Raw genomic sequence first — 14,166 nt, 5'->3', positions numbered from 1 at the left:
CATGGGGGCCGCCGGTTTCTTCTTGCACCCCTCGTTTGCGGTGGGAGGGTCCGCTTGCGAGGGGACGGAGCAACCTGGCTACCGATCAGACGAGGGCGCCGTCGGTGAAGGGGTCGGCCTTGCCGACGCGGGCGCCGTCCTTGTACGGATCGACGGTGCGGCTCGGTTCGGCGGAGACACCCACGCGGTCCAGACCGGCGACCGTCTGGGTACCCACCCGCGCACCGTCGGTGAAGGGGTCGGCCTTGCCGACGCGGGCGCCGTCCTTGTACGGATCGACGGTGCGGCTCGGTTCGGCGGAGACACCCACGCGGTCCAGACCGGCGACCGTCTGGGTACCCACCCGCGCTCCGTCGGTGAAGGGGTCGGCCTTGCCAACACGGGCACCATCCAGATACGGGTCGGCGGTACGAGCACCGTCGGTGAAGCCATCGCGATTGCCGATACGGGCGCCATCGGTAAAGGTGCTGCGCGGCTCGCTGATGGTACGCGCGCCGTCGAGGTACGGGTCACGCGAACCCTGGGCGGCTTGGGCGGCACCACCGATGAAAGCAACGGCGAGGGCGGCGGCGGTAAGGATGGTCTTGGCGGTCATGATTGGCTCCTGGGTCTGTTCGGTTTCTGCATCTACTACTAGGTAGGTGCGTCGATGGACTGAATATTATCTACTACTAGATAGATAAGCAAGGGGAAAGTTTAGAAACGTCGCTCTAACCGCAAACGACGTTCTAAAAGAGATTTATGCGTAACTTAATCGCGGTCAGAAGCGACGAATAGCGCGCCTAGCGATACCAACGCGAGCCCGCTGCCGGTCGCGACCACGCCGTGCCAGCCGGCATGCGCATACAGCGCGCTCGCCACGGCCGACCCCAGCGCCCCGCCGGCAAAGATCGCGGTCATATACAGCGCGTTCAGCCGACCGCGGCTCGCGGGATCGAGCGCATAGATCGCGCGCTGGCCCAGCACCATGTTCATCTGCACGGCGAAGTCGAGCACGATGCCGGTCAGCGCCAGCGCATAGAGCCCAACCGCCCCACCGGCCAGCCCGGGCAGAAAGCTCAGAGCCGCCAGGATCATCGCGACGTATGAGGCGACGCGAGTGTGCCCGGCATCGGCAAGCCGCCCCGCAATGGGCGCGGCCACCGCGCCCAGCGCCCCGACCAGCGCAAAGATGCCGATCTGCGATTGCGACAGCCCGTAGTGCGCGGCCAGCTCCAGCGGTGCGGCGGTCCAGAACAGGCTGAACGCGGCGAACAGCAGCGCCTGGTACAGGGCGCGCCGGCGCAGCACGGCATGGCGGGTGAACAGATGCCACAGCGACACCAGCAGTTCCCCATAGCTGGCCCGATGGCCGGGCACGCGGCGGGGCAGCGTGAGCGCGATGATGGCGACGGTCGCCAGCGTCATGGCCGCGGCAATCAGGAACACCGCGCGCCAGCCCAGGTATTGCGCGAGCATGCTCGAGAGCGGCCGCGCCAGCAGGATGCCGGTGAGCAGCCCACCCATGATCGTACCGACCGTCCGCCCGCGCTGCGCTTCCGGCGCGAGATGCGCGGCCAGCGGAATCAGGATCTGCACGCTGACCGAACTCAGGCCGAGCAGCAGCGAGACCAGCAGGAACGGCCCCGGATGGGAGGACACCGCCGCGCCGAGCAGGCTCGCGGCGGTGGCGATGCCGCTGATGACGAGCAGGCGCCGGTTCTCGAGCAGATCCGCGAGCGGCACGAGGAAGAACAGCCCGATCGCGTAGCCGATCTGCGTCAGCGACACGATAAAGCTCGCGCTCGGGACGGACAGGCCCACTGCGGGTGCGATCAGTTCGATGATCGGCTGCGCGTAGTACAGGTTGGCGACGAGCAGGCCCGCGCAGAGCGCGAACAGTGCGACCAGCGTGCCGGACATGCCGGCGTGGTCGGCGGTGGGTGAGGACGTGTGCATGATTCCGATCCGAAAGACGAGGGAGGACGATGGACGGATCGTAGAGGCTTGTATGCGCGCGGGGAAGCGCAACGCCGGACAAATCAGCGTTGCGGGCGACGCAATGCGCGCGCGACGGCCCTAGGCCGCGGGCGAAGGACGCAGCGTGGGCAACGTCTGCAGGAATGCGAGAAACGCGGCGACGCGGCGCGAGCCTCGCTGATTGGGCAGATATAGCGCAGAGACCACAGACATCGACTGGTCGGGATGAATGTCCCAGTCGCCGAACAATGCCGTTACGCGTCCACTGGCGATATCGTCATCGACGAGCCAGTCCGGCAGCAGCGCGATGCCGCCGTCGGCGCGCAATACCTCGAGCAGCACCTCGGTATTGTTGCTGCGGAAATGGCCGGCGATCGGCACCGTCTCGCTTGCGTCGTCCCGCCGGAAGGTCCAGACCTGATCGCGCGTGCCGTAGCTGAAGCGCAGGCATCGATGCTCGACGAGATCCATCGGCGCCGCGGGCGTGCCGTGACGGGCCAGATAGGCGGGCGTGGCGACCACGCGCCGGTGAAAGCGGCCGATCTCGCGCGCGATCACGTTGTCGTACGCGGCCGCGCCGCCCAGCCGCACCGATACGTCGATGCGCGCGGTGAGCAGATCGACGATATCGTCCGTGAGCGTGACTTCGAGTTCGAGCTGCGGATGGGCGGCGAGCCACGCGCCGAGATAGGGCGCGATGCAGCGGCGCCCGAAGGCCACCGGTATCGAGACGCGCAACTGTCCGACGGGCGGGTGCGATGCGTCGCCGCGATCGGCGATCATCGCATCGGCTTCCTCTACCGCTTCGAGAATGCCACGTGCCTGCCGGTAGTACGCGGCGCCGGCCTCGGTGACGGTGACCTGCCGCGTCGAGCGGTTGAGCAGCACCGCGCCGAGCGACGCCTCCAGTCCGTCCAGCGCGCGCGTGACCGACGAAGTGGCCAGTTGCAGGCGCCGCGCGGCCGCGGAGAAGCCCTTGGCGTCGACGGTCTCGACGAACATCTTCAGCGCGAGCAGTTTGTCCATCGACTTACTTGCCGGTGTCGCGCAGCTTGCGCATCGCGGCCGGCGCGCCGTGCAGGAACATATCGACCTTCTGGCGGATGACCGCGTCGAGGTCGGTCGGCACTTTCAGCCCGTAGATCCATTTGCGCACGCCAATATAGAAGATCGCGGCATGCAGGCTCCAGATCATCTCGATCTCGGCATCGGTCTCGGCCGCGCCGCGCGGCGGCCCAATCTCGTATGCCTCGCGCACTTCGGCCAGTACCGGCAGGAAGACCTTGCTGCGCAGCTTGCTCAGGTACTTGTTGTTGATGCCTTCGTGCGTCAGGCCAGCGAAGATGAACAGGCGAATCCACTCCTCGCGCAGGATCACGGACGAATAGTCGACATAGAACGCATGGAGCCGCTCCGTCAGCGGGACCGACCGATCCGCGATCTGGCGCTCCCAGACCGGACGCCACTGGAACACTTCGTTGTACACGCGTTCGATCAGCGCTTCCTTGCTGTCGAAGTAGCGGTACAGCAGGGGCTGCGTGACGCCGATCTGCCGCGCAAGCTCACGCGTGCTGCCCGCGAACCCGTTGCGCGTGAAGTGCTCGATCGCCTTTTCCACGATCTGCTGCTCGCGCTCTTCGGGCAGAAGCCGCCGCGTGGTCTTCGCGGTGCCGTCGTCGCGGGCGGGCGCGTTGCTGGACTCCATGGATGTGGACCTCTGGCGATGGGATGGCGGATGACGTACGGATTCTACCGTCCGCCATCCCGCTGCGTCATTCCCGCGTGTGTCATCCCGCGGCATCGAGCTTGCCGAGTTCGCAATCGACGCGCTGGTTCTGGTAGGCCGTGCGTTCCCACGCGCCGCGCGCCGAACGATCTGTCACCGAAAACAGGAAGATGCCGGCGAAAGCGACCGCCATCGAGAACAGCGCGGGATACTCGTACGGATAGATCGCCGTCGCGTGACCGAGCACCTGCACCCAGACCGTCGGACTCAGCACCGTCAGGACCACGGCCGTGACGAGCCCCAGCGTGCCGCCCGCCACCGCGCCGCGCGTGGTGAGGCCGCGCCAGTAGATCGACAGCAGCAGCACCGGAAAGTTGGAGCTGGCGGCGATCGAGAACGTCAGGCTGACGATAAACGCGATGGTCTGCTTCTCGAACAGAATGCCGAGCAGGATCGACAGTACGCCGAGCACGAGCGTGGTCAGGCGCGAGACGCGCATTTCGTCGCGGTCCGAGGCTTTGCCGCCGCGCATCACGGTGGCATAGAGATCGTGCGACACCGCCGAGGCGCCCGCGAGCGTCAGGCCCGCGACCACGGCGAGGATCGTCGAGAACGCCACCGCGCAGATAAAGCCGAGGAACACGTTGCCGCCGACGGCATGGGCGAGATGCACCGCCACCATGTTCACGCCGCCGATGACCTTGCCCGCGCCGTCGTGATAGCTCGCATCGTTGGCCACGAGCGCGATGGTGCCGAAGCCGATCACGATGATCAGCGCGTAGCCGGTGCCGACGATGCCCGTCGCGTACAGCACGCTCTTGCGCGCGGCCTTGACGTCGCCGACCGTGAAGAAGCGCATGAGGATGTGCGGCAGGCCCGCGGTACCGAAAATCAGCGCAAGCCCGAGCGACACCGCGGACACGGGATCGGAGACGAGCCCGCCGGGCCGCATGATGCCGTCGTGCTTCGCATGCGCGGCGATTGCGCTCGAAAACAGGCTGTCCAGGCTGAAGCCGAAGCGGCTCAGCACCATGAAGGCCATGAACGCGGCGCCGGCCAGCAGCATCACGGCCTTGATGATCTGGATCCACGTGGTGGCGAGCATGCCGCCAAAGAACACGTAGACGACCATCAGCACGCCGACGATGACCACGGCGGACGTATAGCTGAAGCCGAACAGCAGTTCGACCAGCTTGCCGGCGCCGACCATCTGGGAGACGAGGTACAGCAGCACGATCACGATCGAGCTCGATGCCGAGAACGCGCGGATCGGCCGCTGGCGCAGGCGGTACGAGAGCACGTCCGCGAGCGTGTAGCGTCCGAGATTGCGCAGCGGTTCGGCAATCAGGAACAGGATGATCGGCCAGCTCGCGAGGAAGCCGATGGAGTAGATCAGGCCGTCGTAGCCGCTCGTGAACACGAGTGCGGAGATGCCGAGCAGCGAGGCCGCGGACATATAGTCGCCGGCGATGGCCCAGCCGTTCTGCATCGCGGTGATCCTGCCGCCCGCCGCGTAATGGTCGGCCACGCTATGGTTGCGGCGCGCGGCCCAGCGCGTGACCGCGAGTGTCGCGATCACGAACACGAGGAACATGCCGATGGCAATGGTGTTGAGTCCCTGGCCGATGCTCATGATGATGCTCCTTCGCGCAGCGCCGCGATCTGGCGGTCGTACACCGTGTTGGTCCGATACACGTAGACCGCGACGAGCGCGAACGTGAACACGAACATGCCGAAGCCGATGGGAATGCCGACCGTCGTCGGGTATCCGGCCGCGACGGGCGTGGCCAGCCAGGCGGGCCGGAACGCGAGCGTGAGGATGAAGCCGAAGTAGACGGCCAGCATCGTGGCTGTGAGGGTCCACGAAAAGCGGCGGCGCGCGCGTTGCAGGCGCTCGAAGGCGGGCTGGCCGAGCATCGGGTGCGGCGCCACCGGCGGGGGCGCCGCATCGTGCGGATGCCGCGCGGCGGCGGACATCGTGGGGGCGGTATGGGTCATCGATTGTCTCCGTCCGTATGACGTGTCTTCAGAAGCGGCGCGAAATCGCGGTTTCGCGCATCACGGCTTCCGGCGTGCGATAGCGTTCGGCCATGGCGCGGTCGGTATCGCTCTTGAGTTGTGCCTGCATATAGGCGCCAAGGTGCCGCGCGTGCTCGACGATCGCGTGGCCGATGGGCACGCGCGTGGCCTCGTACGCCTGCAGCGCGTCGGCGATCGACGGCGTGCCGCGCAGTGCCTGCGCGAGTGCCATCGCGTCGCCGGCCGCCTTGGTCACGCCCATGCCGCAGTGCGGTCGCGCGACAAACGCCGCATCGCCGAGCAGGGCCACGCGGCCGAACGCCATGCGCGGAACCGCAAGGTCGAAGATCGGCTGGAATAGCGGCTGGGGTGTGCGCGTGACGACTTCCGCGAATTGCGGGGCGAGCAGCGCCGTGGCGGCATCTTCCATCTCGTCGAGCACGTCGCGGCGGATCAGGCCCGGCGGAATGCCGTGCGCCCAGTACTTGCCGCCCGCATCGGTAAGCAGGTCCGGCAACTGGTCTTCCTCGCGCGTGGCGCGGTACCACACGAAGTTGTAGCGGCGCTGGCCCGGGACGATGCTGTTGGCATCGCCGGCGACCGGATAGCCAAGGATCTGCTCGCGCGGCGGCAGGCAGAATGCGAACTTGCCGAAGATATCGGCGTGCGTGCGCGGGGACAGGCGCGACTCGTCCACGAGGCCGCGCCAGGCGATATAGCCCGCATATTGCAGATCGACATCGGGCAGCAACTGGGCGCGTACGCAGGATCGAAAGCCGTCCGCCGCGATGACCATGTCCGCATGGTGGCGCGTGCCGTCCTGCAGCGTGACGGTGGCCTGCGCGGCATCGCTATCGACGCGCGCGACCACCGCGCCCGAACGATAGCTGCCGGTGTAGCCGCGGCGCAGCACTTCATACATCTTGCCCCAGGCCGTCAGCGTCTGCGGCAACTGGCGTTCCGACAGCACCGTGCCGTCGCGCGAGAGCGTAACGCGCGCATCGACCTGTACGCCGATGCCGTCATCGACGGCGATGCCCGCCGCCGCGAGCGCCTCGAACAGCTCGGGGTGCGTCACGATACCGGCGCCACGGCCGGCGAGGGCCTCGGGCGTGCGTTCGAAGACTTCCACGTTCCAGCCGTCGCGAGACAGCATGTTGGCGGCAAAGAGGCCGCCGAGCGAGCCGCCGACGACGATGGCGGTCTTGCGGCCGGCCGCGTGGGTTGACGAGGCGGCGTTCATGCGTGCGCTCCCGTCGCGCTTGCTTGCGTCTTTTCGGGCAGCGTCAGTCCCGCGACTTCCGCTGCGGGGTAGTTCAACTCGATGGTGACGCCCGAGGGGTCTTCGATGAAGACCTGATGCAGGCCGAGGCTTGGTACCGTGCGGTCGCGCCAGGCGATCCCTTCCGCACGCAGCCGCGCCCACATTTCCGTGACGCCTGTGGCGAGGAACGCGATATGGTCGAGCGTGCCCGTGCCCGTTGCGGGGGTCCCGCGGTCGCCGAGATAACGCGCGAGGCCGGCGCTGTCGTTCGGATCGACGCCGATGATGTGGACCGTGCCGAACTCGCGCTCGTCGTCGCCGAGGTAGAGCCATGCGCCCGGGAAGTCGAACGGTGGCCGGTAGCCACGGCGGAACCCGAGCACGCGCTCGTAGAATGCGCACGACCGTTCGAGGTCGGTCGTGCGGATGGAGTAATGGGCCAGTTTCGTGAGGGCCATCGCTGCCTCCTTTAATTTATCAATCGATTAGTGATCGTCTGATAAATATAGGTGGATGCAGCAGGAACGCCAAGCCGCATCGGGTGAGTAGTTTCCCCGATGGCGGTTTTATTTTTCGATCGATAAATGGAAAAGTGGTGGCTTACTTCTCTATCGGGACGTCGCTGGGCACAACGGCGGTCGGGCGCGCGTCGTCGCCCGTCGCCAGCGGCAGCCGTACGATCAGCGTGGCACCGCCGCCCGGCGGGGACTCGGCCTCGATCGTGCCGCCATGGCGTTCGACGATGCCGCGGCAGATCGACAGTCCCAGACCCATGCCGTTGGTCTTGGTGGTGTGGAACGCGTGGAACAGGCGGGTCATTTGCTCGGCGGGGATGCCCGGACCCGTATCGCTGACGATCACGGTCACGGCGTCGTCCGGCGCGGTACGGCTGGATACCGTGAGCTGCCTGCGGCCGGGCACCGCGGTCATGGCCTGCACGGCGTTGACCATCAGGTTGACGAGCACCTGCTGCAGTTGCGTCCAGTCGCCGCGAATGGTGGCGGACCTGGCGGCCAGATCGATGTCGGCGGCCACGCGATGGTCGTGCAGTTCCCTCCGTACCACCTCGAGCGCGCCGACCACGAGCCGGTTCACGTCGATCTGTTCGTACTTCGGCGTCGATTTGCGCGCCATTGCGCGAATGCGCTGGATGATCTCCGTGGCGCGGCTCGCATCGCGCACGATCTGCTCGACGGACTCAGCGGCTTCCTCGAGGTTCGGCTGCGGCCGGCGCAGCCAGCGCAGCGCCGAATTGCCGCAGGCGATCACGGCGGCCATCGGCTGCGTGACCTCGTGCGCGATCGATGCCGCGAGCTGGCCCAGCGTGGCCACGCGCGCGGCATGCGCGAGCTCGGCCATCGTGCCCTGCAATGCCTGTTGCGTGCGCACCGTTTCCGTCACGTCCATCAGCGCGCCCACGTACTCATGGCGATCGCCATCGCTGACCGTGCGCCGCGCCACGACGTGCACGTGCAGGATCTCGTCGTCCGGCATGCGCAGCCGGTGCTTGATCTCGATGAGCGGCGCGCCCCCGAGCATCGCGGCATGGGTGCGCTGCACATCCGCGAGATCGTCGGGATGCACGCGCGGCATGATGCGGTTCAGATGCGCGTCTTCGGTGGTCGGATAGCCGAGGATGCGATACGACTCCGTGGACCACACCATCGAGCCCTCGGGCAAGCGGATGAAGATACTGCCGGTCTTGCTGAGCTTCTGCGCTTCCGCGAGGAACGCCTCGCTGCGCGCGAGCGCGGCCTCGGCGACGCGCCGTTGCGCCATGTCGGCGAGCATGCGCAGCGCGAGCAGCGTGGTGGTGCAGATGGCCAGCAGCGCGAACAGGCAGCGCACGAGGTGGCCATGATCGTCCATATGCGGCGGCGCCACGCCATAGGCGGTCAGCGTGAGCACGGCCGACGCACCGCCCGCGAGCCGCGTGGCCGGCATCGAACCGGTGAGCGCCACCATCAGGATGACGAGCACATAGAGCACCGCGATCGCGAAGTCGAGCGTGGTCAGCGCGTCGATCAGGAAGATGGCTACCGCCAGCACGCATGCGGCGCTTATCAGTAGTCGGTTGGTCGTCTCGTTACGCATGCGGCAGGAAGTCGTCTGTGTATGGCGTGAATACCATGACCCGACCGTGATACTAAGCCAATGTCTCGGCTGTTGTAATCATATGAAAGTATGACTGCCTGTCTACATGGCAAGGCATGGCCGGGGCGGTGTGCGGGCAATTGCGAAAACCGCCGTTCCGATGCAAAGCGCGAGTCACGGTCGGGGCGCACTATGAGCATGCACCCCCGAACCACTCCCTGGAGCCAACATGCTAGATCCATCGCGCGCCGCCGATCCCGGCCTTGCCGTCACCGAAATCTCCGATTCGCTCAACCGCCTGCTGGCGGATGTCTTCGCGCTGTACCTGAAAACCAAGAATTTCCACTGGCACATGTCCGGTCCGCATTTCCGCGACTATCACCTGATGCTCGACGAGCAGTCGGAGCAGATCTTCGCGATCACCGACGATATCGCCGAGCGCGTGCGCAAGATCGGCGGCACCACGCTGCGGTCCATCGGGAATATTGCCCGCCTGCAGCGCCTGCGCGACAACGATGAGGAATCGGTCACGCCGCATGCAATGCTACGCGAACTGCATGCCGACAATCTCGCGATTGTCGCCGCGATGCTGGAATCGCACGATCTTTGCGACGACCATGCCGACGTCGCCACGGCGAGCCTGCTCGAGAACTGGATCGACGAGGCGCAGCGCCGTGCGTGGTTCCTGGCCGAGGCGGCAAAGTAATTGGCGATGTCCGTCACGGAACTGTCACGTGACACGGCCCGCGGACGGGCGGGCCATGCTTCGCAGATTCCGATACAGCGTATAGCCGATCATGATCGGCAACAGTACGGCAACGCCGGCGAGCATCAGGGCAAGGACGCGATCTTCCGACGCCGCTTCGGCAAGCGTGAGGTGTCCGGGCACGATATAGGGAAACACGCTCGACGCGAGCGCCGCCAGCGATACCAGAAACAGCAGCACTGCCATGACGAACGGTGTGCGCCGCGCGCCGGCATGGCCCGTCTGCGCCACACCGCGCAGCGAGGCGACGACCTGGGCCAGATACAACGCGAGCGCGAGCGCGACCGCCCCCAGCGCGAGCGGCAGCAGCGGCAACGCCTGCACCGTTTCGCGCCGATGCCACAGCAGATCGCCGGCCAGCAGCAGCGCGCCCGATACGGCCAGCAGCAGCGCGCACAGCGTCCATCGTCGCGCACGGCGATCCACGGACGCCAGGCCCTTCGACGCCATATCGTGGCCGATCGCGCGGCCGATCAGATATGTGGAACCCAGCAGCGCGTACCCCGCGGTGACGCCGACCATGGCGGCCACCACGAGCAGGCCATGCCACGTGCCGGGACGCATCCCGGTGAGGATGCGGCCAAGAATCGCGCCCTGCGACACGGCCGCCACCAGGCTGCCGGCGCCAAGCAGACCGTCCCACGTGGTGCGTCCCCACCGGGCCCGGCGTTGCGTATCGGGCAGCCCCGGTAGCTGCGGACCCAGCTCGGGTGCGGTACCGCGCAGTTCGACGGCCGCGCCGCGGACGATCAGGCCGAGGATCATCGTGATCACCGGCACATACAACTGCGGCAACAGCATCGCGTACGCGGCGGGAAACGCGCCGAACAGACCGCCCCCGAGCACGACCAGCCAGGTCTCGTTGGCGTCGCGCACGTGCAGGATCGTGTCGATCATCACCTCGCGCGCGGCGCGGTCCGGCGCCAGCAGGCTCAGGATGCCGATGCCGAGATCGAATCCGTCGGAGACCACATAGCACGCGGCCATGAGCGCGAGGATGCAGAACCAGACGTCGACGAGCAACGAATGGGGAAGGGAGTCCATCGAGTGCTTCCGGTATGGCCCGTATCAGCGTCCGTGTGCGCGATAGCGGAATACCGGACGCGGCTCGTCGCGCACGGGCTCGTTGACGTGGCATGCCTGCTCGAGCGCCGCCGCGAGAATCATCGCGCCGGCATTGAGCGCGGCGGGCCGCGAACGCTGCGGGCGGAAGATCGCCTCGCCGCGCGCGATGGGCCGGCCCGTGAGCGCGCACGTTCCCGACGAACGCGCCGACGCGGCGGTCCAGATCTGCTCGCCGTAGCGGCAATGCGTCGCATCGCGCCAGCTCACGATCGCCAGCGTCGGGCTCGGCCGTTCGATGACGGTGACCATCGGCGCATGCGGACGCTGGACCCGCTGTGCGCGGTGAGCGTCCGCATCGGCCGCGTGGGCCGTCATCGATGCCAGCGAGCCGGGCGGAATGCGTTGGGGGGCGAGCAGCGCGACGGTGCGCGACCACGTGTCGTGCGCGGTGCTCCGATGGCTGTCATGCATCTCTTGCGGGTCGGACGACTCGCGATTGGCGTCGAGGGCGGTGTACGCGGAATCAAGCATGGGAGCTCCCGGTGGATGCTGCCTTGACGCGCCAGCAATGCGGCGTATCGCCAACGAAGCGTTTGAAGACCGTGGTGAAGTGCGCCTGCGAGCGGAAGCCGCAGCGCAGCGCGACGTCGAGCACGCTGCCCTCGGTCTGCCGCAGCAGATCCTGCGCGTGTTCGATACGGCGGCGCAGCAGGTACTCGTGCGGGCGCATGCCCGTGGTGCGGCGGAACTGCGCCGCAAAATGCATACGTGTCATACCCGTGCTCTCCGCGATATCGGCGAGGCCGATCGGTGTGTCGAGGTTGGCATCGATATATTCGAGCGCGCGGCGCAGGCGCCATTGGGGCAGCTTGGCGCGTGTGCGCTGGCCCGTGGCCGCGCGGTGGAAGTGCGCTGCCACCACGCGGGAGACGATTGCCAGCGCCACGCTGTCCGCGAACATGCGGCCGAGCCCCGGGTCCTGCGTCTGCGCCACCGCGAGTGCCTGGCCGAGCCGTTCGAGCGCCGGGTCCGTGTGCAAGAACGGATCGTCGAGAATCACATCGCCGTCCGGCGCATGGCCGAACTGGTCGGTATGGCACCGTGCCAGCACCGCTTGCGGCACGAACAGATGCAGCACGTCGCACGCGCCTTCGTAGGTCGCGGTGGCGGCCACGCCGGGCGCCGTGATCTGTACCGCGCCCGGTGCCAGGCGGCCGTCGAAGATCGGCTTGCCGCCGCAGAGCAGACGTACCGACGCGGTGCGCAGGTTCAGGCTGATGCAGTGCCAGCGCGCATCGCCGGGATGGGACACGGTCTGCGTTTCGCCGACTTCGCACTTCCAGCGCGAGACGAGGATGGTATCGAGCTCGCTCGGCGCGGCCTGCGGGGGATAACGCCATGCCCGTTCCGGCTGGACCGGGTCCGGCATCCGCGCGGCGCGCGTCAGGTCCAGCAAGGGCGCCGCGTCGCGCTGCATGGGCAGGGCTGCCGGGTGGGGCAGGTATGCGGGCGACACAGGCACCGGCATCGAAACGTCTTTCATGGGAAAAACTCCGTAATTTCGGTGGTGGACGTCAGTCCGTGTACTGGATGAACGCAACGGCAATCAGCACCAGATTCATCACGGCGAGGGCGATCCATCCGTACATCAGCAACAGGCTCTCGTTCTCGTTCATCACAATGACTCCTTGCTTCCTTCCTGCGGCATCGAGCGGGCTCATGCTGGCTGTGCCACGTCCATGATCCGGCGCCCGAGTGCAATGCCCCAGCGCACCAGGCGCCGGTCGGCGGGCAGCTGCGCGAGCTCCCAGCCGGCCAGCGCGCTATCGATGTCCTCGACGTCATGCATCACGTTCTGCAGGGCGCGCGCCAGCGCGAGCGCGTTGCCCGCGGCCTTGCCAGCGCCGGCACCGGTGTGCGGACGCGCGACGAATGCGGCATCGCCGAGCAGCGCCACGCGCCCAAACACCATGCGCGGCGCTTCGTAGTCGTGAATCAGCTGCACGAACGGATCGGGCGTCGCGGTGACGAGGCTCGCGAGCGCCGGCGCGAGCATGTGGCGCGCGTCGCGCTGCAGCGCATGCATTTCGGTTTCGCGCAGCGCGCCGGGCGGCAGCGAATGGGTGTGACGGTGGCCGGTTCGGTCCTCGAGCAGCGCCTCGAGTGCGGGACCCTGGGCGACGCGGCGATACCAGACCCAGTTCTGGCGACGTTCTCCGGCCCGCACGCTGCCGTCCTCGCCCGGAATGCGATAGGTGAGGAACTGATGGCCCGGACCATCCTGGAAGGCGAAAGCGTCGTCGAGCAGCGTGCGGCTGGATTCGCCGAGCGCGTCTTCGGGCAGCACGCCGCGCCACGCGACATAGCCGGCGTAAGTCGGCGTATCGGCCGGGAGCAGCTGCGCGCGGACGCTCGACAGCGGCCCGTCGGCGCCGATCAGCAGGTCGCCCTGCGCGCTGCGGCCCGAGGCAAAGTGGGCGGTGACACGAGCGGCTGCCGGCGGCGAAGCGGGGTCTTGCGTGAACGATACGAAGGTCTCGCCCGCATGGACCAGCGGTCCGAGGGCTTCTCGCATCCGCAGGTACAGGCCATTCCACGCGATCTGCACCTGCGGCATATACATGCGGCGCACGGTGCCGTCACGCGAGACGAAGATGCGGTCCCGCGAGGGCACACCGAAGCCGGGGCCATAACTGACACCGGAGAAATCCAGTGCATCGGTGACATCGGGCTGCACGACAAGTCCGCCGCCGCGGCTGTCGAGATCGCGCGGCGAGCGCTCGAAGACTTCGACGTCCCAGCCGATCGCGCGGAGGCAGATCGCGGTGAAGAGCCCGCCGAGCGAGCCGCCGACGATGATGGCGCGAGGACGCTGGAAGAGAGGCATGTCGGTATCCGTGGATCAGCGTGGCTGGTGCGTGGGCGTCGTGTTGACATAGACGCGCAGGTCGGCCGGACGCAGGCCGCGCATGTCGCGGTCCATGTCCGGATTGACGTTGCGATCGGTGGCGAGGCTCGCCCGGCCCGCGCGGTTCGCGTATTCACCATTCCGGTGCGAAGCGCCGAGCGTGCTCGTGCCGATCGAGGACTCCGTCGTCAGGCATGCGGCAAGTGCCATCGATACGATTGCCGCGCCGCCGAACGCGATCAGGAGCTGGAGCCAAAGATGCCGGTACGTCATGTTCGGACCTCCATTGCGATATGTGTGCTTGTTGTACGGAATCGTAGGAGCCAGGGCATGGTGGTAACAATTGGCGCGTGGTCGGTGAGGCG

The 14,166-nt window shown here is 67.2% G+C and carries 15 protein-coding genes; 1 reads left to right on the top strand and 14 read right to left on the bottom strand.

All coding sequences use genetic code 11. The features are described 5' to 3' along the window. Window positions 1-85: 85 nt before the first annotated feature. From AAHB16_RS16775 to AAHB16_RS16735, 9 genes are all read right to left on the bottom strand, one after another. On the bottom strand, window positions 86-595 hold the full coding sequence (locus tag AAHB16_RS16775; RefSeq protein WP_150376258.1) for a copper resistance protein CopQ: 510 nt from the start codon (window positions 593-595) through the stop codon (window positions 86-88). 155 nt (window positions 596-750) lie between these two features. Next, window positions 751-1,938: an MFS transporter gene (locus AAHB16_RS16770; protein ID WP_342051506.1), complete on the bottom strand. Its 1,188-nt coding sequence runs from the start codon at window positions 1,936-1,938 to the stop codon at window positions 751-753. Window positions 1,939-2,058: 120 nt separating this feature from the next. After that, window positions 2,059-2,985, bottom strand: a complete 927-nt coding sequence (locus AAHB16_RS16765; protein WP_150376260.1) for a LysR family transcriptional regulator — start codon at window positions 2,983-2,985, stop codon at window positions 2,059-2,061. A 4-nt stretch (window positions 2,986-2,989) separates the two neighbouring features. Then, on the bottom strand, window positions 2,990-3,577 hold the full coding sequence (locus tag AAHB16_RS16760) for a TetR/AcrR family transcriptional regulator (RefSeq protein ID WP_150377482.1): 588 nt from the start codon (window positions 3,575-3,577) through the stop codon (window positions 2,990-2,992). Window positions 3,578-3,746: 169 nt separating this feature from the next. After that, on the bottom strand, window positions 3,747-5,318 hold the full coding sequence (gene actP / locus AAHB16_RS16755; protein ID WP_342051505.1) for a cation/acetate symporter ActP: 1,572 nt from the start codon (window positions 5,316-5,318) through the stop codon (window positions 3,747-3,749). Further along, window positions 5,315-5,683, bottom strand: a complete 369-nt coding sequence (locus tag AAHB16_RS16750; protein WP_342051504.1) for a DUF485 domain-containing protein — start codon at window positions 5,681-5,683, stop codon at window positions 5,315-5,317. Before AAHB16_RS16750 ends, actP begins: the two co-directional genes overlap by 4 nt. A gap of 28 nt (window positions 5,684-5,711) precedes the next feature. Beyond that, window positions 5,712-6,947, bottom strand: a complete 1,236-nt coding sequence (locus tag AAHB16_RS16745; protein ID WP_342051503.1) for an FAD binding domain-containing protein — start codon at window positions 6,945-6,947, stop codon at window positions 5,712-5,714. Then, on the bottom strand, window positions 6,944-7,426 hold the full coding sequence (locus tag AAHB16_RS16740; RefSeq protein ID WP_342051502.1) for a VOC family protein: 483 nt from the start codon (window positions 7,424-7,426) through the stop codon (window positions 6,944-6,946). The genes AAHB16_RS16745 and AAHB16_RS16740 overlap by 4 nt, the downstream gene beginning before the upstream one ends. 142 nt (window positions 7,427-7,568) lie before the next feature. Beyond that, window positions 7,569-9,062 (bottom strand): sensor histidine kinase, encoded by a 1,494-nt coding sequence (locus AAHB16_RS16735; protein ID WP_342051501.1) that lies wholly within the window; start codon window positions 9,060-9,062, stop codon window positions 7,569-7,571. A 229-nt stretch (window positions 9,063-9,291) separates the two neighbouring features. Here AAHB16_RS16735 and AAHB16_RS16730 point away from each other — a divergent pair, with 229 nt between their 5' ends. Then, window positions 9,292-9,768, top strand: coding sequence for a Dps family protein (locus AAHB16_RS16730; protein WP_150376272.1), 477 nt, complete (start codon window positions 9,292-9,294; stop codon window positions 9,766-9,768). Window positions 9,769-9,792: 24 nt separating this feature from the next. On the opposite strand, the gene AAHB16_RS16725 is transcribed toward AAHB16_RS16730, so the two are convergent. From AAHB16_RS16725 to AAHB16_RS16705, 5 genes are all read right to left on the bottom strand, one after another. Next, window positions 9,793-10,872: a cytochrome d ubiquinol oxidase subunit II gene (locus AAHB16_RS16725; RefSeq protein ID WP_342051500.1), complete on the bottom strand. Its 1,080-nt coding sequence runs from the start codon at window positions 10,870-10,872 to the stop codon at window positions 9,793-9,795. A gap of 24 nt (window positions 10,873-10,896) precedes the next feature. Next, on the bottom strand, window positions 10,897-11,424 hold the full coding sequence (locus AAHB16_RS16720; protein ID WP_150376276.1) for a DUF3331 domain-containing protein: 528 nt from the start codon (window positions 11,422-11,424) through the stop codon (window positions 10,897-10,899). Then, complete coding sequence (locus tag AAHB16_RS16715) at window positions 11,417-12,370, bottom strand: helix-turn-helix transcriptional regulator (RefSeq protein WP_150377484.1); 954 nt, start codon at window positions 12,368-12,370, stop codon at window positions 11,417-11,419. Before AAHB16_RS16715 ends, AAHB16_RS16720 begins: the two co-directional genes overlap by 8 nt. 240 nt (window positions 12,371-12,610) lie before the next feature. After that, window positions 12,611-13,780: an FAD binding domain-containing protein gene (locus AAHB16_RS16710; protein WP_342051499.1), complete on the bottom strand. Its 1,170-nt coding sequence runs from the start codon at window positions 13,778-13,780 to the stop codon at window positions 12,611-12,613. Between the two features lie 15 nt (window positions 13,781-13,795). Further along, the gene (locus AAHB16_RS16705) at window positions 13,796-14,074 is read right to left on the bottom strand and encodes a hypothetical protein (protein ID WP_150376280.1); all 279 of its coding nucleotides are present in this window, start codon (window positions 14,072-14,074) and stop codon (window positions 13,796-13,798) included. Window positions 14,075-14,166: the final 92 nt, after the last annotated feature.

Origin of the sequence: Cupriavidus sp. OTU4054, from assembly GCF_038440175.1 — a bacterium.
In the GTDB taxonomy this organism is placed as follows: domain Bacteria; phylum Pseudomonadota; class Gammaproteobacteria; order Burkholderiales; family Burkholderiaceae; genus Cupriavidus; species Cupriavidus pauculus_D.
This window is presented reverse-complemented; position numbering and strand designations above follow the sequence as displayed.